This window comes from Pseudoalteromonas sp. SG45-5 (genome assembly GCF_014164085.1).
Lineage (GTDB): Bacteria > Pseudomonadota > Gammaproteobacteria > Enterobacterales > Alteromonadaceae > Pseudoalteromonas > Pseudoalteromonas aliena.
Genome location: NZ_JACJEM010000005.1, coordinates 76626 through 96689, shown reverse-complemented (window position 1 = coordinate 96689; position 20064 = coordinate 76626). Strand labels below are relative to the sequence as shown.

General features: G+C 39.2%; 14 protein-coding genes. 7 read left to right on the top strand and 7 right to left on the bottom strand.

Annotation, left to right across the window (positions count from 1 at the left end):
• The first annotated feature begins 128 nt into the window (after positions 1-128).
• The 3 genes from gltB to H5119_RS02555 all read left to right on the top strand — a co-directional run bounded on the left by gltB (position 129) and on the right by H5119_RS02555 (position 7576).
• A complete protein-coding gene (gene gltB / locus H5119_RS02565; RefSeq protein ID WP_182701096.1) occupies positions 129-4586 on the top strand; it encodes a glutamate synthase large subunit in 4458 nt (1485 codons plus the stop codon).
• Between the two features lie 9 nt (positions 4587-4595).
• Complete coding sequence (locus tag H5119_RS02560; RefSeq protein WP_182701095.1) at positions 4596-6011, top strand: FAD-dependent oxidoreductase; 1416 nt, start codon at positions 4596-4598, stop codon at positions 6009-6011.
• A 545-nt stretch (positions 6012-6556) separates the two neighbouring features.
• On the top strand, positions 6557-7576 hold the full coding sequence (locus H5119_RS02555; RefSeq protein WP_259398943.1) for a GGDEF domain-containing protein: 1020 nt from the start codon (positions 6557-6559) through the stop codon (positions 7574-7576).
• A gap of 19 nt (positions 7577-7595) precedes the next feature.
• On the opposite strand, the gene H5119_RS02550 is transcribed toward H5119_RS02555, so the two are convergent.
• The 4 genes from H5119_RS02550 to nadK all read right to left on the bottom strand — a co-directional run bounded on the left by H5119_RS02550 (position 7596) and on the right by nadK (position 11291).
• Positions 7596-7907 (bottom strand): hypothetical protein, encoded by a 312-nt coding sequence (locus tag H5119_RS02550; RefSeq protein ID WP_077538198.1) that lies wholly within the window; start codon positions 7905-7907, stop codon positions 7596-7598.
• A 131-nt stretch (positions 7908-8038) separates the two neighbouring features.
• Positions 8039-9712 (bottom strand): DNA repair protein RecN, encoded by a 1674-nt coding sequence (recN, locus tag H5119_RS02545; protein ID WP_182701094.1) that lies wholly within the window; start codon positions 9710-9712, stop codon positions 8039-8041.
• Between the two features lie 75 nt (positions 9713-9787).
• Positions 9788-10333 (bottom strand): hypothetical protein, encoded by a 546-nt coding sequence (locus tag H5119_RS02540; RefSeq protein ID WP_182701093.1) that lies wholly within the window; start codon positions 10331-10333, stop codon positions 9788-9790.
• Between the two features lie 73 nt (positions 10334-10406).
• Positions 10407-11291 carry an NAD(+) kinase gene (gene nadK, locus H5119_RS02535; protein WP_077538195.1) on the bottom strand — a complete coding sequence of 295 codons (885 nt, stop codon included), beginning with the start codon at positions 11289-11291 and terminating at the stop codon, positions 10407-10409.
• 338 nt (positions 11292-11629) lie between these two features.
• On the opposite strand from nadK, the gene H5119_RS02530 reads away from it, so the two are divergent.
• Together H5119_RS02530 and grpE are read left to right on the top strand one after the other, a co-directional pair.
• Complete coding sequence (locus H5119_RS02530; RefSeq protein ID WP_182701092.1) at positions 11630-12595, top strand: HrcA family transcriptional regulator; 966 nt, start codon at positions 11630-11632, stop codon at positions 12593-12595.
• A 58-nt stretch (positions 12596-12653) separates the two neighbouring features.
• Entirely contained in the window at positions 12654-13265 is a 612-nt protein-coding gene (gene grpE / locus H5119_RS02525) for a nucleotide exchange factor GrpE (RefSeq protein ID WP_182701091.1), read from the top strand.
• Between the two features lie 30 nt (positions 13266-13295).
• On the opposite strand, the gene H5119_RS02520 is transcribed toward grpE, so the two are convergent.
• Positions 13296-14498 carry a Bcr/CflA family efflux MFS transporter gene (locus tag H5119_RS02520; RefSeq protein ID WP_182701090.1) on the bottom strand — a complete coding sequence of 401 codons (1203 nt, stop codon included), beginning with the start codon at positions 14496-14498 and terminating at the stop codon, positions 13296-13298.
• Positions 14499-14772: 274 nt separating this feature from the next.
• Here H5119_RS02520 and H5119_RS02515 point away from each other — a divergent pair, with 274 nt between their 5' ends.
• Both H5119_RS02515 and H5119_RS02510 read left to right on the top strand, forming a co-directional pair.
• A complete protein-coding gene (locus H5119_RS02515) occupies positions 14773-15570 on the top strand; it encodes a M48 family metallopeptidase (RefSeq protein ID WP_182701089.1) in 798 nt (265 codons plus the stop codon).
• 105 nt (positions 15571-15675) lie between these two features.
• Positions 15676-17577, top strand: coding sequence for a hypothetical protein (locus tag H5119_RS02510; protein ID WP_182701088.1), 1902 nt, complete (start codon positions 15676-15678; stop codon positions 17575-17577).
• Positions 17578-17656: 79 nt separating this feature from the next.
• Here the strand turns inward: H5119_RS02510 and H5119_RS02505 are convergent, their stop codons facing one another.
• Positions 17657-18445: a nucleoside-binding protein gene (locus tag H5119_RS02505; RefSeq protein ID WP_077538190.1), complete on the bottom strand. Its 789-nt coding sequence runs from the start codon at positions 18443-18445 to the stop codon at positions 17657-17659.
• 142 nt (positions 18446-18587) lie between these two features.
• The gene (locus tag H5119_RS02500) at positions 18588-19901 is read right to left on the bottom strand and encodes a Na+/H+ antiporter NhaC family protein (protein ID WP_077538189.1); all 1314 of its coding nucleotides are present in this window, start codon (positions 19899-19901) and stop codon (positions 18588-18590) included.
• Positions 19902-20064: the final 163 nt, after the last annotated feature.

Genomic DNA, 20064 nt, shown 5'->3' with positions numbered 1-20064 from the left:
ATTCAAGAATGTGAATATGTATTCAAAGTGCTATTGACTCTATTTAAGATAGAGGCTAGTTTTGACCGGCTGTTAGCAAATCGTCGAGCAGTTCATTCACGCTAACAGTGCAGCAAGGGGAGGGGTCTATGTTATATGACTCAAAGTTAGAAAAAGAAAATTGTGGTTTTGGCTTAATTGCCCAAGTTAATGGTCAGGCTAGTCATCGGCTTATTCGCACCGCGATTACGGGGCTTGATCGTATGCAGCACCGTGGCGGTATTTCTGCTGACGGTAAAACAGGTGATGGCTGCGGTTTATTATTGCAAAAGCCAGACAGTTTTTTTCGTGCTATTGCTGGTGAGCACAACTGGCATTTAGGTAAGAATTATGCTGTGGGTATGATTTTTTTAAATTCAGATCCCGTTTTAGCACAGACTGCAAAACAAATACTTAGCGAAGAATTAGAAAAAGAAACGCTAAATATTTTAGGTTGGCGTGTGGTGCCAACCGACCCATCAATGCTGGGTCCAATTGCTGTACAGCAATTACCAGGTTTTGAACAAATTTTTGTTAGCGCGCCAGAAGGTTGGCGCTCTAAAGATTTAGAGCGTCGCTTATACATAGCGCGCCGCCGTGCTGAAAAGCGCATTGTTGATGACGAAGCTTTTTATATCGCAAGTCTATCTGGTTTGGTAACTATCTATAAAGGCTTAATGATGCCTGCAGATTTACCTAATTTTTATCTAGATTTAGCTGATATTAGAATGACCAGTGCGATTTGTGTTTTTCATCAGCGTTTTTCTACTAATACTCAGCCGCGTTGGCCTTTAGCTCAACCTTTTCGCTATTTAGCACACAATGGTGAAATTAATACTATTGAAGGTAACCGCCAGTGGGCACGCGCACGTTCGTATAAGTTTGCGTCACCGCTTATTCCTGATTTACAAAGCGCAGCGCCGTTTGTAAACGAAACCGGTTCTGATTCATCAAGCCTAGATAACATGCTTGAGTTGTTTTTAGCTGGTGGCATGGATTTATTCCGTGCTATGCGCATGCTTGTGCCACCTGCGTGGCAGAAAAACCGCGCGATGGATGACGATTTACGTGCATTTTATGATTTTAACTCGATGCACATGGAACCATGGGATGGCCCAGCGGGTATTGTTATGTCGGATGGCCGCTTTGCAGCCTGTAACTTAGACCGAAATGGACTGCGCCCCGCGCGTTATGTAATTACACAAGATGGCTTTATTACCCTTGCATCAGAAGTGGGTATTTGGGATTACACAGCCGATGAAGTGGTAGAGAAAGGCCGCGTAGGACCAGGTGAACTGTTAGTTATAGATACTAAGCTTGGCAAAATTTGGCACTCTGATGAAATCGATCAAGATTTGAAATCTCGTCATCCTTATAAGTCATGGCTTGAAGAAAACGTTAAACGCCTTACTCCGTTTGAAGAACTTACAGAGCAAGATGCGGGTAATCGCTCGTTTGATGATCAAACACTGGCTAAATACCAAAAAATGTTTGGTTATACCAACGAAGAGCTTGATAGCGTTATTCGCGTAATGGGTGAAAACGGCCAAGAAGCAACCGGCTCAATGGGTGATGACACGCCATTTGCTGTGCTTAGTGAAGGGCATCGTTCACTTTATGATTACTTCCGCCAAAAATTTGCGCAAGTAACAAACCCACCTATCGATCCACTGCGTGAAAATCATGTAATGTCACTTGCAACCTGTATTGGTAGTGAGCAAAATGTATTTAACGAAACAACAGGCCACGCTAAGCGCCTACAGTTTGATACGCCAATTTTAATGTACGCAGACATGCAGCAATTATTAAATGCTGATGAAGCACATTACAGCTACTGTAAAATTGATATTACGTATACAGTTGACGAAGGCCTAGAAAAAGCAGTATCGCGAATTTGTGATATTGCGCAGAAAAAAGCAGCGTCTGGCTGTATTATGCTGGTACTAACAGACCGTAACTTTGATGATATAAATTTACCTATTCCAGCAGCTATGGCTGTGGGCGCGGTGCAAAACCGCCTCGTTGATAATAATCTTCGCTGTGAATCAAATATTATTATTGAAACCGGTAGCGTGCGTGATGCGCACCAGTTTGCTGTGTTATTAGGTTTTGGTGCAACGGCAATTTACCCGTACCTTGCATATGAGTCGTTAGTTGCAATGAGCGACAGTAAAATTATTGATAAGTCGTATTGCGAAGTGACACTTGCGTACCGTAAAGCCATTAATAAAGGCTTATACAAAATTATGTCTAAAATGGGCATAAGTACCGTGGCTTCTTATCGTTGTTCAATGTTATTTGAAGCAGTGGGTCTATCTGATGCCATTGTACAAATGTGCTTTAAAGGCGTGGCAAGTCGTATTCAAGGCGCCTGTTTTACAGACTTTGATGACGATCAGCAGAGCTTGCACAAACTTGCTTTAAGTAAGCGTAAATTATTAAGCCACGGTGGTTTATTTAAGTACGTTCACGGTGGTGAGTATCATGCTTATAATCCAGATGTTATTCAAACACTGCAAAAAGCGGTTCGCTCAGGTGATTATAAAGACTACAGTGCGTACACTGATTTAGTTAATAATCGTCCAATAGCAACGCTTCGCGATATGTTAGCGCTTAAATTACCTGAACAAGGTATAAGCATTGATAAAGTAGAATCTGCAGAAAACCTATATAAGCGTTTTGACTCAGCAGCAATGAGTATTGGTGCCTTATCGCCAGAGGCGCATGAGGCACTAGCAATTGCAATGAACCGCTTAGGGGGGTGTTCAAACTCAGGTGAAGGCGGCGAAGATAAACTACGTTATGGTACCGAGAAAAACTCGCGTATCAAGCAAGTGGCTTCAGGTCGATTTGGTGTAACGCCACATTATTTACGCAGTGCTGACATCATCCAAATTAAAGTGGCGCAAGGTGCAAAACCAGGTGAAGGCGGGCAGTTACCAGGTGAAAAAGTGACACCTTATATTGCAAAGCTGCGTTATTCAGTACCAGGTGTTACGTTAATTTCGCCACCACCGCATCACGATATTTATTCAATTGAAGATTTAGCACAGCTGATTTTCGATTTAAAACAAGTAAACCCAAACGCACTTATTTCTGTAAAACTGGTTTCAGAACCAGGCGTAGGAACCATTGCAACAGGTGTTGCTAAAGCCTATGCCGATTTAATTACTATTTCTGGCTATGATGGCGGCACAGGCGCAAGTCCGCTTACTTCTGTTAAATATGCTGGTAGCCCTTGGGAGCTTGGTCTTGCTGAAACGCAGCAGGCACTTGTTGAAAATGGCCTTCGTCATCGTATTCGCTTACAAACAGATGGTGGCTTAAAAACAGGTTTAGATATTATTAAAGCCGCTATTTTAGGCGCCGAGAGCTTTGGTTTTGGTACAGGTCCAATGGTTGCGCTTGGTTGTAAATACTTACGTATTTGTCATTTAAATAACTGTGCAACGGGTGTTGCAACACAAGACGAAACACTTCGTCAAAAGCATTACCATGGCTTACCAGAAATGGCGATGAACTACTTTAAGTTTATAGCGCAAGAAGCGCGTGAGATTATGGCAAGTTTAGGGGTTGCAAATTTAACAGACCTAATTGGTCGACTAGATTTACTAGAAGAAATTGAAGGTAAAACAGCAAAACAGAAGAAAATCGATTTATCATCTGTTATTGCTCAGCCGAATAACCCAACAGGTGAAACACTGTATTGTAGTGCACCTAATAGCTCGCATTATTTAGGAAAGCTTAATGAGAGCCTACTTGCTAAGGCGCAAGAGGCAATTGATGCTTCAAGCGGTATTTCACTGGTGAGCCGTATTTGTAATACCGACAGATCGGTCGGTGCAATGCTTTCGGGCTACATTGCTGATAAATACGGTAACCAAGGCATGGCGGCAGATCCTGTAGCAATTGAGCTACACGGTACTGCGGGTCAATCATTTGGTGTGTGGAATGCCGGTGGCCTTGAAATGACACTGGTTGGCGACGCTAACGACTACGTAGGTAAGGGCATGGCAGGTGGCAAGCTAGTTATTCGTCCACCACTTGGCTCGTCTTTCGAAAGCCATAAAGCCACAATTGCAGGCAACACGTGTTTATACGGTGCAACAGGCGGCAAACTGTTTGCTGCAGGTTGTGCTGGCGAGCGTTTTGCAGTGCGTAACTCAGGTGTGCAAGCCGTTGTCGAAGGCGTCGGTGATAACGGTTGTGAATACATGACTGGCGGCGTTGTATGTGTACTTGGCAATGTAGGCGTTAACTTTGGTGCGGGCATGACCGGTGGCTTTGCGTACATTTTAGATGAACGTAATGACTTTGAAAAACGCATTAATCCAGAGCTAGTAGAAATAGTCACACTTGAAAAGTTAACATCGCATCAAGAGCATTTACGCGGCTTAATTGCTGAGCATTTAGAGCTTACGGGTTCGTGCAGAGCAGAGAGCATTTTGGCTAACTTTGAATTGTACTTACCGATGTTCAAATTAGTAAAACCAATATCCAGTGACGTAAAAAGTTTACTCGGGCACCGCGCCCGCAGTAGTGCTGAACTACGTGTTCAAGCGCAATAAGGGGGCCGTATGAGCGAAAATGTATATCAATTTATAGACGTGCAGCGTGTAGACCCGCGCAAAAAACCAATTTCGTCACGTAAAAAGTCTTTCGTAGAAATTTACGAACCCTTTTCTGAAAATCAAGTTAACTCACAAGCTGACCGTTGTTTAGATTGTGGTAACCCATACTGTGAGTGGAAATGCCCAGTGCATAACTACATTCCACAATGGTTAAAGTTAATACGTACGGGCCGCATTATAGAAGCAGCTGAGCTATCTCATCGTACCAATAGTTTGCCAGAGGTTTGTGGACGTGTTTGCCCGCAAGACAGACTATGTGAAGGCGCGTGTACGCTCGATGAGGAGTTTGGTGCGGTTACAATTGGTAATATCGAAAAATATATTACTGATGAGGCATTTAAAATGGGCTGGAAGCCTGATATGTCTTATGTAACATGGACCGACAAAAAAGTAGCCATTATAGGTGCAGGCCCAGCAGGATTAGGGTGTGCTGATATTTTGGTGCGTAACGGCGTTAAACCAGTGGTGTTTGATCGTCATCCAGAAATTGGCGGACTGCTCACCTTTGGCATTCCTTCTTTCAAGCTTGAAAAATCAGTAATGCAAAAGCGCCGTGAAGTATTCACTGAAATGGGCGTAGAATTTAAGTTAAATATTGAAGTAGGTGTTGATATTAAGCTTGAGCAAATTTTAGCTGATTACGACGCTGTATTTGTAGGTGTGGGTACGTATCAAAGTATGCGTGCAGGTCTTGAAAATGAAGATGCAGCTGGTGTACACGATGCTCTACCATTCTTAATCGGTAACACTAACCGCGTGATGGGTTACGACGAGACAAATCAACCTTGTATAGATATGGCTAATCAAAAAGTAGTTGTACTAGGTGGTGGCGATACGGCAATGGATTGTGTGCGTACATCTATTCGTCAAAATGCAGCTAAAGTAACATGTGCGTATCGTCGTGATAAAGAAAACATGCCGGGCTCTAAACGCGAAGTTAAAAACGCGAAAGAAGAAGGCGTGATATTTACGTATAACGTTCAGCCTAAAGGCATTGTACTGAACGATAAAGGGAAAGTAACCGGCGTTAAAATGGTTAAAACTAAATTAGGCGAACCTGACGAAAAAGGCAGAAGCCGCGCTGAAGAGGTGCCTGGCTCAGAGCATATTATTGAAGCAGACCAAGTTATTATGGCGTTTGGTTTCCAACCTCACAAAATGGATTGGTTAGAAAAGTACGATGTAGAGATAAACCACTGGGGCGGTATTAACGCCCCAGAGCACGGTGAATTTACACATCAAACCACTAATCCGAAAATATTTGCAGGTGGCGATATAGTGAGAGGATCTGATTTGGTTGTCACCGCTATTTTTGAAGGACGTAATGCAGCTGAAGGTATTATGGATTATTTAAAAGTGTAATAACGTTATTTATTTTTATGCTAAAGAAAGCAAACCTTAGGGTTTGCTTTTTTGTTTTATAATTTATTTTATACCAATCTGCTTAAATATAGGGTCAATTTAACGACGTTATGGAGGGCTTTAATTCATTTAACTTTTCAAATGGTTATGTCGGTTGGTATTACAAGCTTTATAAATACAAAGAGAGAAATAAATAGCAATAACGGCATAATTTTTTATGTTTATATATTAATTCACTATGTTTATGCCTTGATTTAAAAAGCAAGGGAGTCCAAAATTAAAATTGCTTATTAAACGTTTGTGCTAATCACAAATGTTAATATCATTAAAAACTAAGCAACAAAGAGTAAATTGACCCTAGGCAGAATCCTTCAGGCTGCGCATGTTTGGCATTTATCCTACGCTATCCTATTTATGGGGAATAACCACGCTACATAGGCTCTGCCTTGCCTAAATACCAAATAGTCTGCTGAAAATTTAACCTCGAAAGATAAACAGGCTCTAATATTAAACTTATAATTTAACAAAAGAAAACTCTCTTAATTATGTACGAATATTCAGACAAAACGGAAAGAACACTAATTGTAAGACTGTTTTCATTAATAGGCTTTATAGCGACATTTTCAATGTCTTGCATTGCGTTTACTAATGGCGAACATTTACTTTTTATGATGCTATTGTGCTCATCTTTTATTTATATGTGGGCATTGATTAGTTATATAAACGTTGAAAAATCTGCAAATACAATTCTTTATAATCTATACGTTTTAATGATTTATTTGGTGCTCACAGGGGGGGTTGAAGGGACTGGACCTATCTGGATATTTATTGTTTCTCCAGTCACATTTTCTATTCGAGGATTAAAGCGCGGTACTTTTGATATTGTTTTATTTTTGATTGCGGTAATTTTAGCGTTTTATTTTGCTGACGCCTTTGATATTTATAATTACGAACCTAATCAATATACATATAGAGTACTGTTTTCATTTGTAATTGTTGCGATGTTAAGTGCTTTTTATGAGTACACAAGAGAAAAATATAATGACAAGATTATTGCTTTAAGCCAAAAAAATGAGGTGTTAGCCACAATAGACCCACTAACTAACTTGCCGAATCGACGGTATACAATGAAGAAGCTAGAAGAATTTAAGCTGGCTTTATCACGAGACCAAACCCCTTTTGTTATCATGCTTTGTGACGTAGATAACTTTAAAAAAATTAATGATGTGTATGGTCACGATATTGGTGACGAAGCGCTTACTCATTTAGCGAATACGTTAAAGCAAAATATACCAGATAAAGCACTTGTTTCTCGTTGGGGAGGGGAGGAGTTTCTAATTGCAATACCCAACGCAGTAAAAGAAAAAGGGGTAGAGGTTGCCAATAAAATACATGCTTCGCTTAAAAACAACTCAATATGTGAATTGCCAGAAAGTGTCAATTTGACAATTAGTATAGGTGTTATTCAGTGTCAAGAAGCGCGTTCTATCGATCTTGATATTAAGCACGCTGATGAATTACTTTATACAGCAAAAGAGCAAGGAAAAAACAGAACTTGCTCTTAATCATGTTTTTGGGTGTCGCTTAATCCATAGAAAAATAGTCAAGAGACGGTTTTATTTTAGCTATACGGCGCTTTACGCTCATATAACATAGTAAGTTACAAATTACTTGTGAAGCTAAAATGCTCCAGTAGCCAATAACGCTATTATCAGAAGTATTCATCAGATAGATTACCCCTACAGCTGTTTGTAGTAATAAAACAACATTTAAAAACCGGAATAAATGTTGTTTAAATTTAGTGTGTTTAAAGCGACTAAAGAGAGTTAGAAAAATACTTAATGTTAGCAATAACCAACCCACAACAAAGCACATAAAAAGTAAATCACTTGCCATTTCACTTATCCTTATACCAATCCGTAATAATACTTAATCAATTGAGGGGATGTAACTACGTTAAAAATTTCTTATACAGAACAAATGTATAGAAAAACTTAAACAGAGTGCCCCGTAATTATTTTGTTGGTTTAAGCGTGCGCTTTTATTAATTCTTTTGCGTTTGCTTTGGCTGTTTTACTTACGTTATCGCCTCCTAATAATCTCGCTATTTCATTTACTCGACCATCTTTATTTAAAGGCAACATATTGGTAAACGTTTCGCCTTGTGCAATTTCTTTCGCTACAAAAAATTGCTGGTGCGCACTACTAGCGACCTGCGGTAAGTGGGTGACACAAATAACTTGAGTAGACTTACCCAATTGACGTAAAAGTTTGCCTACAGCCGATGCGGTAGGACCCGATATACCCACATCTACTTCATCAAAAATGAGTGTTGGCGTTGTTACTTTTTGCGCGATGATCACTTGAATAGCAAGGCTGATACGCGAAAGTTCACCACCTGACGCTACTTTTGCAAGAGGCTGGAGCGGCTGACCAGGGTTGGTTGACACTAAAAAAGATACATTGTCGTAGCCTAAATTATTTGGCACACGATCTGTTTCTTGAATTAAAGCTATCTCGAATACACCGTTTTCCATTGAGAGATTTGCCATACTTTCACTGATCAAGGTATTGAGTGTATTGGCATACTCTTTACGGCTTTGACTTAGTTGCTCACTTGTTTGCTGATAGTGTACTAGCGCATTTTCTATTTCAGATTCTAGTTGTTCCAACCGAGAGTTATTATTACTAATTGATTCTAACTCCTGTGAAATAGATTGATGAAACTCAACAAGGGCTTGTGGTTTTATATGGTGCTTACGCGCTAAATCCATTGCACCGCCTAGCCTATTTTCTACTTCAACTAAACGAGCCGGATCTAAATCAGCTTGCTCAGTATAACTACGTACTTCACGGCTTGCTTCTTCTACTTGAACCGCTGCTTCAGCAAGTAAGGCAGCAACACTGGCTAAGCTTTCGTCGTACTGAGCCAGCTCTGTAAATTGTTGAGCACTGTGTTGTAATAACGAACATGCATTTTGTTCATCACTTTCGTATAAATGTTGTAGTTCACGCTGACAGGCTTCTAAGATAGTTTGGCTATTGCTGAGTTTGTAATGCTCTGCTTCTATTTGTTCAAACTCGCCTTCTTGTAATGCAAACTCGTCGAGTTCAGCAACTTGGTATTCTAGGAGTTGTTTTTGGGCTGCCTGCTGTAATTGCTGTTGTTCTAGATGTTTAAATTCTTTTTGTAAACTCGCAAATTGTTTATAGTTTTGACTAACACTATTAACTAGGTGGTGATGCCCTGCATAGGCATCAAGTAGTTGTAGTTGATGTTCGGCTTTCAAAAGGTGCTGGTGCGCATGTTGCCCATGAATAGAAATAAGATATTGGCCAAGCTCTTTTAATTGAGCAGCAGTGACTGCACTGCCATTAATGTAGCTTTTACTACGACCATTTTTACACACCACTCGTCGTAACAAGCATTCGTTATCGGCATTACCTAACATGTGATGCTCTAAAAAAGCTTGTGCAAGCGGAAGGTCACTTAAATCAAACTGAGCGCACACTTCTGCTTTGTCGGTATTGGGGCGAACCGCAGAGGCTTCTGCGCGTTCACCTAAGCACAAAGAAAGCGCATCAATAGCAATAGACTTACCAGCACCTGTTTCTCCGGTAATGGCGGTCATGCCGCTTTGCCACTCTGTGCTTAAATTACTTACGATTGCAAAATTTTTAACTTCTAAACCAATTAACATACTGTTTATCCATCCAGTCAATTAACTGTTAATTTATACAGTGTTTTGGTTTTTTGCAAATTAATTTTTTATTATTTAAGCAGCATTGGCTTCTTGAGCTGATTGTTCTTCATTCGATATTTGCTGTGGCATGTTATTTTCAGCGGGCTCAGCAAGCTCAGCAGTCCTAAGAAGAATAATTAATGAGGGGAGGGTCTCAGTGTAAAAAACTTTGTTGTATAAGATCCCTTGTGGTGGAAGCTCAGATACAAAGTACTGTATGTTATCAGCGAAAGTACTGCTTGATGATGTTTCGTAGGTTTTACTCAATTCATGAGACAAAATATTGATAAGTAAATCGGTGATACTTTCTAATTTTTGCAAGTTTTCGTCTGTATGACCCTGTACCACAAAAAAATTATTTACAATGGCTTGTATTTTAGGGACATATTTAGGGCGGATCACTTTTGCTTCTAATAATTCGTTCAGTTTGAGTTTTAAACGCAGACTTGTTTTGGATACTCGATCATTAAAAAGCTTTTTCTTAGCTTCAATTGCTATACGACGATTTTTTTCTACGACTAAGTAGCTACCAAGTAGCGTTATTAATAATAAGAATGTAAAAAATACAACATACGTCATTACTACTAGTTCCTAAAAGATAATTTATTATTTTAGTATATTTTGCTCGAAAGTATTACGCTTGGCAATAAAATTAGTACAAACGGCTACCCCAATTTAATTTTGTGCGCAAAACGTTATAGTAAGAGTAATTTTTTGGGTGAATTAAACGCAGTTTTTTATCGGCTTTTTTAATTACCACTTCATCACCAGGTAATACCGCAAGTACTACGTGACTGTCGCAACTAACTTGTAAGCTATCTGTATTTTCGAGGCTGAGCTTTAAACGTACTTCGTTATCGGCATCAACAACTAGCGGTCTACTCGACAATGTGTGTGGAAACATAGGTACCAGTGAAATAGCATTGAGTTCAGGCGTTAAAATTGGACCACCGCCTGAAAGTGAATAAGCCGTGGAGCCTGTTGGTGTAGATACAATTAAGCCATCTGAACGCTGCGAAAATACAAAGTCATGATTAATAAAGGCTTCAAACTCAATCATGTGCGCGACTTTGTCAGCATGTAAAACGGCTTCGTTTACTGCTGAATTTGCACTTTTTAGCTCATTATGACGATATACTTCTACTTCTAATAAAAAGCGTTTTTCTTCAATAAAATCACCGCTTAAGACTTGCTCCAAACTGGGTTCAAAGCCTTCAGGGTTCAAATCAGTTAAAAAGCCTAAATTCCCTCTATTTACACCAATTACAGCGACATCAAAACGGGCCAGCACGCGAGCAGCCCCTAGCATGTTGCCATCGCCGCCTACTACAATAGCAAGATCAGCTTGCTCACCTAAATCAACTAACTTAACGAGCTTATTATTAGGCACATCCACTAATTGTCCGCCAGTGCGTTTTTCTACAATAACTGCAAAACCAAGCGCAAGTAAAAATGTATGCAGGCGTTGTAGTGTTGCCGCAGCCCCTGGGTGATTTGGTTTGCCAATAAGGCCAATGGTTTTAAAAGGAGAGTCCATAATGTACACACGGTAAGTTTTAGTCTTTGTAGAGTAACCCAAAAGAGAAGTGTTTGAAAATACAGATTTTAGCTAAATTAATACGACTTAATTACACCACTAACGAGGGCGTGTTGATCTTTGTGGATTGAAATTTGTTTAATCTAGGGGTGATTTAATCGCGGCGCGAGATTTGTAACCTAGTGGGCTCGGTAGTTGCTCCTGCGTTTCTCTAATGGCTGACATCAATGTAAAAATCGCGCAAATCTTCCGCGTCCTGCTAACACGCCCTAATTATGTTACTAGGTTGCAGCAAGCTATGGACTTGAAATAACAGTAAACGCCCCGATATATCAATCATGCAACAAGATGTAGATAACATGAAACTAAATCCACGAGATCAGCAAATTTTTTCAGCTGTTATGAATATGTACTGTAATGGTGAGGGGTTACCCGTGCCATCAACAAAAATTGCCAAACTTAAAGGCATGGCTGTGTGTTCGGCTACGGTACGTAACGCTATGGCTCGTTTAGAAAAAGTGGGCTTACTGTATTCACCTCATACATCCGCAGGCAGAGTGCCTACAAATGAAGGGTTTGACTATTGGTTTGATGAGTTTTTTACCCTTGGCGACATCGCTAATTATTGGCAACCAGAGCAAGCCCAGCTTGTTGAACTAGCCCATGGGTTAAGTCAAAAATATCAAGTGTGTTGTTGTGTTGGCTTACCACAAGCAAGTTCGCAGCAAGTATTTAGAGTAGAAGTGCTTGATTTTGATTCAACCGATTGGCTAATTTTATTAATAGACAGAGCAGGGCAGAGCCACAATATTTGTATTGATAAACCTCACGATTCATCAGACTCTGTTCGTTTTCAGTTTGCAACATGGCTGAATACTGTATTTAGCCAACAAACCTTAATGGAAGGCTTGTATCGTATGCAAGCTATGGCCAATACGGCTCCCCGTAATTGTCATGATTCACTTAATCAATGGACACGCCAGCTAAGTCAAAAGCTAGGTTCAGATAACAGCATAGTCGTAGGCGAAAACTATCTTTATAAACAAATTGATTGTGAACAAAGCTTAAATGTTGGCGTTTCATTTTTAAATTATGTTGAAGATAAGCTGGCTTTTAAAAACGGCTTATCGGTACTTAACAGCGAAAAATTACCTTTTACTGAGTGCGATGAATTAATTGTAATAAGTGTGCCGTATTTTCAAAATCAAGAATACCAAAGCCGCTTTTGTATAATTTGCCCTAAATCAGCGCAAATTGAAGAAATAATTCAAGAATTTAAATTAATTGAGACATCTAACTCTTGAATCTTTTTATTCAATCCCCATAATTACCGCAGATGAAAAGAATTGGAGCACGTATTTTATGTCTGAGCAGACACAAAACCCTGAACAAGAAGTAGAATTGAACGAAGAAATCTCAAAAATGCAGGCTGATGTAGAAGCTGCTGTAGAAGCCGCCGAGCAACATGCAGAGCAAGAGCAAAGCCCTGAAGCTGAGATTGCAATGCTGTATGCAGAGCTTGAAGCCGCTAAGCAAACTATTGCTGATCAAAAAGATGGTGTTGTTCGCGCAGCCGCTGACGTAGATAATATTCGTCGTCGTGCAGCACAAGATGTAGAAAAAGCGCATAAATTTGCACTAGAAAAATTTGCTAACGAATTACTACCTGTAATTGACAACCTTGAGCGTGCTATTGAATTTTCTGATAAAGAAAACGACACGTTAAAGCCGTTGCTTGAAGGCATTGATATGACAGTTAAGAGCTTTAATGACGCTGTATCTAAATTTGGTGTTGAAATTGTAAACCCACAAGGTGAGCAGTTTAATCCAGATTTTCATCAAGCAATGTCTATTCAGCCAAGTAATGATGTGACACCAAATACAGTGCTTGCTGTTATGCAAAAAGGTTACACATTAAATGGTCGTTTATTACGCCCTGCGATGGTTATGGTTTCTAAAGCGGCTGATGCTTAATTTAGCCCTTTAATGAGTTTATAAAATGCCTCATAACGAGGCATTTTTTTTGTCTTTCAAATAGTGGAACCACTGCACTAGAATCGTTAAAACGACTGCGCTGAACATCAGGCTCGAAAAAGGCACAGCACTTTTTGCATGCATAATGGCCAATAGTGGGCCAACTAGGGCACCACTCCCAAAGCGCAGAGTGCCAATAACCGCTGTAGCCGTCCCTGTATTTTTCTCAAACTTCATTAAAATTAGTGAGTCGGCATTACTTGCCGTGATACCTAAACTCATCATTAGCGGTGCAATGCTTGCCACAATGTAATAAAGCGGCATGTGCAGTAAGCTAAATGTTAACAACGCACCACCTGAAAGCAATCCACATATTAGGCCGTAGTAGAGCATTTTACGCGAGCCAATACGCGGCACTATACGCGTGTTCAAAAAGTTACCAAACATAAGCGCCATTACGTTAAAAGCAAACAATACTCCAAATAATTGCTCCGATACTTTAAATAAATCAAGGTATACAAAAGGCACTGAAGTTAAAAAGCAAAAAAAGCCGAACGATACAAACATAGAGCTTAAAATATCTGCACGAGCTTCTTTATTGCTTAATATTATTTTGTAACTATCGAAGAAAAGCGCTAAACCTTTTTTTTCATTTGTGTGGATTGGAATATCGATTAAATACACTTGTACAAAGGCTAAAATAATAAAGCTATATGCAGCTAGCACTAAAAAAATAGTCGACCACAAAGAAACCCCTAAAATTAATGAACCAATAGAAGGCGCAAGTAATGGGGCTATCATCATGATCATAGACACATAAGACATGCCCTTAGCCGTATTTTTCTGATACATATGCCTAATAATGCCAGGGACAACCACTGTGGCGGCTGCACCTGTGAATGCTTGTATTGCTCTTAGTATCCAAAAAGCGTGTATTTCGGTGGTAAATGCGAGTGCAAGTGAGCTTGCACCAAATAACGTTAAACCTATTTTAGCAAGTTTACGACGACCAATTTGATCGGCTATAGGCCCAAAAAAGAGCATACCTAATGAATAGCCCGCTAAATAAATGCTTAGAGAGATTTGCACATTTGGCATGCTTGTTTGTAAATCGTTTGCAATGACCAACATTGCTGGTAAGTACATATCAATAGCCAATGGGGTAATTGCTACAATACTGGCTAACAAAGGCAATAAAATACGGGTATTAAAAGACGAGACCGCGGCGTCCATGTATAAACTCAATCATTACTAAAACAAGGCTTATAGTGTAACAGGGCATTGTATTTTGATAAACTTAGTTTGCCTGCTAAGTTTATCATTTCATCGTGTATTGTCAGTATTCATGTGTTGTTATTGCTTTTTTTTGGCAAGAACATTCAACAGAGCCATGATTTATTAAAAGCCAAATGCACCCTAATGCAGCCACTCGCAAAGCAAATATTTAAAACGGGCACTGCGTTTGCTATTCTACAAGTAATAAAAAATAATGAGTTGGAAAAATACAATGAAAAAATTAGTACTTGCCGTACTCGCCACGGCGGTTTTAGCTGGCTGTAAAACATCACCGACAGGGCGCACACAAATAGCACTTTACTCAGATCAACAGATGAGCGAAATGGGCACTGCGAGTTTTGCTGATATGAAAAAAAATCAGCCAATCAATAAAGATTCAAAAACAAATGCTTATGTAAATTGTATTGCTGAAAAAGTAGTCGCCGTATTACCTAAAGAATATGCATCTCAAAATTGGGAAGTGGTTGTATTTGAAGACGAGTCAGCCAATGCGTTTGCATTGCCTGGCGGTTACATTGGCGTGCACACAGGCCTATTAAAAATAGCCACGAATCAAGATCAATTAGCAACCGTGCTCGGACACGAAGTAGGTCACGTTATTGCTGAGCATTCAAATGAACGGGTCTCACAAAGTTCTATTTTACAAACAGGTATGCAGCTTGGTAGTGCAGCACTTGAAATGGGTAACATACAATACCGTAATGAAATTATGCAAGGTTTAGGCTTAGGTGCGCAGTACGGTGTTGTTTTACCATTTAGTCGCTCTCATGAATCAGAAGCGGATGAAATTGGTTTAGATTTAATGGCACAAGCAGGTTTTAACCCTCAAGAGTCAGTAACACTTTGGCAAAATATGGGAAAAGCAGGCAGTGGTGCAACACCTGAGTTTTTATCAACTCACCCTGCACCAAGTAATCGTATTAAAAACTTACAAGCGCAAATGAGTAAAGCACTCGGCGAGCAAAGTACAGCTAAAACACAGGGTAAAAACCCGCAGTGTAAGCTTTAACAAAACCTTATAAGCTCGTTTAACATTAGTTTGCGGGCTTAATCAAACTAACTTGAAAATGAAAATATGTCGTTTGTAACAGGCTAAAAATAGGAAAATCCAAGGATGAAAAAAATAGTAGTAATCACTAGCGTTGTTTTGGTAAGTCTAATTACGGCTTTTAGTATATTATCCAGTAAGCATCAAAATTCAACCCCACTTACACAAGCAGAAGCTAAGGTTGATATTAAAAAACTAAAAGCTAATTTCGGGAATAACACAAACGGCAAAAATATTTATTTTAAACAACCATTTCCTACTGATATCCCGACTGATGCTCAATGCGAAGAGCTAAATTATACACAGTATCAGCTACGAGATAATAATAAGCGTGATATTGAGTTCAAAGCTTTACAAGCATTTAAAAATGGGTATACGGCAAAGCAGGTAGCCGAGGCTATATGGTTTTCGAGTCACTGGTCAGTAGCTAAAGACTGGTATGATAAAGCGGCATTAGCAGAGTCAGTTGAAAAGTTGCTGCCTATTTTGCAATCAATACCAAATAGCGAAAGGTTAATCTCTCAATACAGTTACGTTAACGCACCTGACACAAACATAACAACAGTTGTCGATTACACAGGCTCATTAGATATACTTTGGAAAAACTTACCTACAGATACGATTTACAAAAAGGTCAACTCAACAAATACCCCTGCAGTAGAAATTTTTAACGAAATTGAACGGACTTTTTCAGAAATTCCATATGAGGTACTTAATAATAATCAACTTTCTCCTTTAAATTCAATTTTAAATCTGTTGTTGACTAAACAGCAGCTACAATCCGCTATTCTGCTTTTGCAGCGTTACCCTGATTTAATGTTATCTGATGTAAACTTCGATAATAAATTAGCATTAACTTTTCTCACTATTATAGGTAGTGAAGATTATGAAATTACTGATCTAACAGAGCATCAATTGTTCTTCACTCTTTTAGGGTTATTAAAGAAGCAGGTTTTTTATCAAAAAGTTACACACCCTTGGTTTAGTAACGAAGAAGTCAATAAGGGCGTTGAGAAATTAAATGACGAAGGCATAGTTATTAAAATTGTTTTAGTCGATGATATAGAGAAACCGAATCCTATATTGCAACTAAACATAAAAGAATCTGAATTAACTGCCGAGCAACAACTGAGCCTCAAAAAGTGTCAATCAACGAAGGATTGGTTTACAAGCCGTGAATTAACACTCAATGAAATTGAAACATTTATAGACCAACCTTTTATTGCAAAGATTAAATCTTCACCTGAGTTTGAGCACTGTAAAAATAAAAAAGTTTTACAAAACCTACCGTTAATAAAAAGTCAATTTGCTGCAGTGAGTAAGGTAATTAATCAAGCAATTGGTAATCAAAACTCCTCGTTGGAAGAACTCGATTTAGAATCCTTAGATTTACCTGTTTTGTTACCTGAAACAAAATCTATTTTAGCCGTTTTTATTGCTCGAGATTACCTACAAGCAACTAGCTTAAATGAGCAAGAAATTATAGCTAGACTAAGTAATGTAGGTTTGAAACCGGTAAGTAGCCATTCTGAATTGTTAGGAGAATTTGCAGGATTAAAAGGAGTAACTTTGTGGCTTAATTCATTAAATTTTGAGCAGTTAAAAGATGCGCAGGTTTTATTGAATAGATTTGCAGCTGAAGGCGTTTTTGAGCCCTTCGCGATATTAAACACTAGGCTGGGTGGCGTTGTTTTCAATGATAATGAACTGGATCCTCTTTATTTCTTTATCCAAAATTATTCAGCACTTTCTATTCATTCCGGTGATCCAATTACCTATGAAAATAAGAAAAATAAAGCATTTATAGACTTTTTTAATCGCAATGGAGTTCACATTGAACCGCAACACCTTCGAGCTGCATTTGCTCTCAAAATCCGTTATAGAGAAAGCTATAATCGTCTGATAAATTACTTTCCTGAGTTAGAAGTAAAGAGTGGGGAAGACTATTTCTCAGTTAATTGCCGGTAGGTTAATACTTGGATAAGATATATAGTTTTGAACTTAAAAAAGTGCGAAATGGTTCGCACTTTTTAATTTACTTTGTTATTTAAAATGTCCACTCTACATGTATTTGCGGAACCGACTCGGTCACTTCGGTACCTAGCTTGTTGTGCCAGTATTGCAGCTCCATACCAAGCAGTAAGGTATTCTCTTTCATTGCTAGGGCATGGCCCATATCCCAGACCAAAATAGGCTGGGCGAGTATCCACGCTTCTACGTTGTTACCAAACTCATCTTCACGCTTTGCAATGTATTCGGCATGCCCTTTAAAACTAAACTTATGAGAGCCAATAGTGAAAGGGTATTCAAAAGCGACATCAAACATCCAGCTATTTGTTTCAATAGGTGCGCCGCCTTTAGCAACACCCTCGCTGTCGTCAATATAGGCTGTAACAAGTGTAGATAAAAAATTAAATCCAGGTACATCCCAGCTTAGTTTTACACCGGGTAAGTATTTGACTACTTTGGCATCGTGCGCAACATTAATTCCAGCCGTTAAACCAACATCTAACAAGCTACCGGTGCCTACTCTTTCATCATAAAGTGCAGATAAACTGACGGTTGAGTATCCCTCGCCGTAAAAATCATCATCTTGGTAGCCATCGTCCTTTACGTCGTTACTGTAATCAATAAAGAAAAAATTATCACCAAACTCATAGCCAGAAGCATGCTGAATAGAGTAAACGGTTGTGTTTGATTTTTTCTTAGTAAAAGGGTTTTTTTGAGCGCCATTATTAACGTGTAATGCAGTACTGCTCCAACTTGCAGCCAAAGCAGACGATGTTAATGCAAGCGAACACACGCTAAGCAGAGGAAGTAGTGTTTTAAATTTCATAATGATTTATAACTATAATGTTAGGTTATCTGGTAAGCGGCAATTATAGCAGAGGTGATTGATTTGTTGAGTGTTAATTTAACATATGTTGCAGCTACCGGTAATGCTGCAACATAATTACTCGTTAATATATTACGCTTTATTACGCTTTATTACGACGCAAGCAAATAATAGCAATGGCAGTAAAGGCTAGAATAAAACAGTAATAAGAGGACGTTGATACTTCCCACGGACTAATTTTAAAGGTAGCACCTAACAGAAGTGCTTGCGCGCCATAAGGCAGTGAGCCCTGTGTTACACAAGCAAATATATCCAGTAAACTCGCAGAGCGTTTACCGCTTATTTCACCGTCATCAGCAAGCTTTTTGGCAATAGGTCCCGCGACAATAATCGACACTGTATTATTCGCAATACACACATTACTTGTCATAACGAGAGCTGCAATACCTAATTGATCTGCCACTTTGCGGTGCCATTTGGCAATGATTTTTGTAATTGCTTGAATTTTTTGAGCGATGTAATCAAGGCCACCATTAATACGAATAAATTCAGATAAGCCACCAATAAACATAGAGAGTAAAAATATCTCCTGCATATCGGTAAAGCCTTTGTAAATATCTTTTACAAAGCTTGCGCCTTCATAACTTCCTGTAAAGCCCATAAGTGCAGCGAAAATAATACCACTAAATAACACCACAAATACGTTCAAGCCAGCAACTGCTAACACTAAAATAAAGGCATACGGAAGTACTAACCAAATATCGTAATCCTTGGTTTCAACAACTTGAGCAGCAGGTGTTAAATAAAACAACAAGCCAATAGTCAGTATTGCAGCAGGGACTGCAATTTTAAGATTTTCTTTAAACTTGTCTTTCATTTCACAGCCCTGTGTACGTGTGGCTGCAATAGTCGTGTCTGAAATAATCGATAAATTGTCACCAAACATGGCGCCTGATACGATTGTACCGGCCATAAGAGCAGGATCGATACCTGTTTTAATTGATACCGCATAGGCAATCGGACCAATGGCACCAATCGTTCCCATTGACGTTCCCATTGCGGTAGAAACAACGGCCGCAATTAAAAACAAACCAGGGAGTAATAAAGCTGGCGGAATAAGCGATAAGCCAGCATTAACGACCGCATCTACACCACCTGTTGCACTTGCAACGGCAGAAAATGCCCCAGCAAGTAAGTAAATCAAACACATGGTAATAATATTGTTGTGGCCTGCGCCTTTTATAAAGGTTTCGACGCATTGATTAACCGTGCCTTTGTTTAAAATAAAGGCCAGCATAATGGCAGGGAGTATAGCCACTGGAGCAGGAAGCTGATAAAAAGCGTAATCAACCCCTTGTGATTGCAAATATAAACCTGAGCCTAAAAACAGAGCGACAAAGGTTAAAAGGGGTAGTAAAGAAAGTATTGCTTTGTTTTTGTTAAATGATGGCTGCATCATAATCCTCGAAACCAGTTAATTTACAACAGCCAAAAATTTCTCTTTTAGCTGAATTTAGCAAACCGCCTAACTGAGTTAATCAATAACAAAGTTAGATGAATGCAGCGCCCGCAAGCCAAAGACCAAATCGACGCGAAAGAGAAGTTTAAATGTATAGATG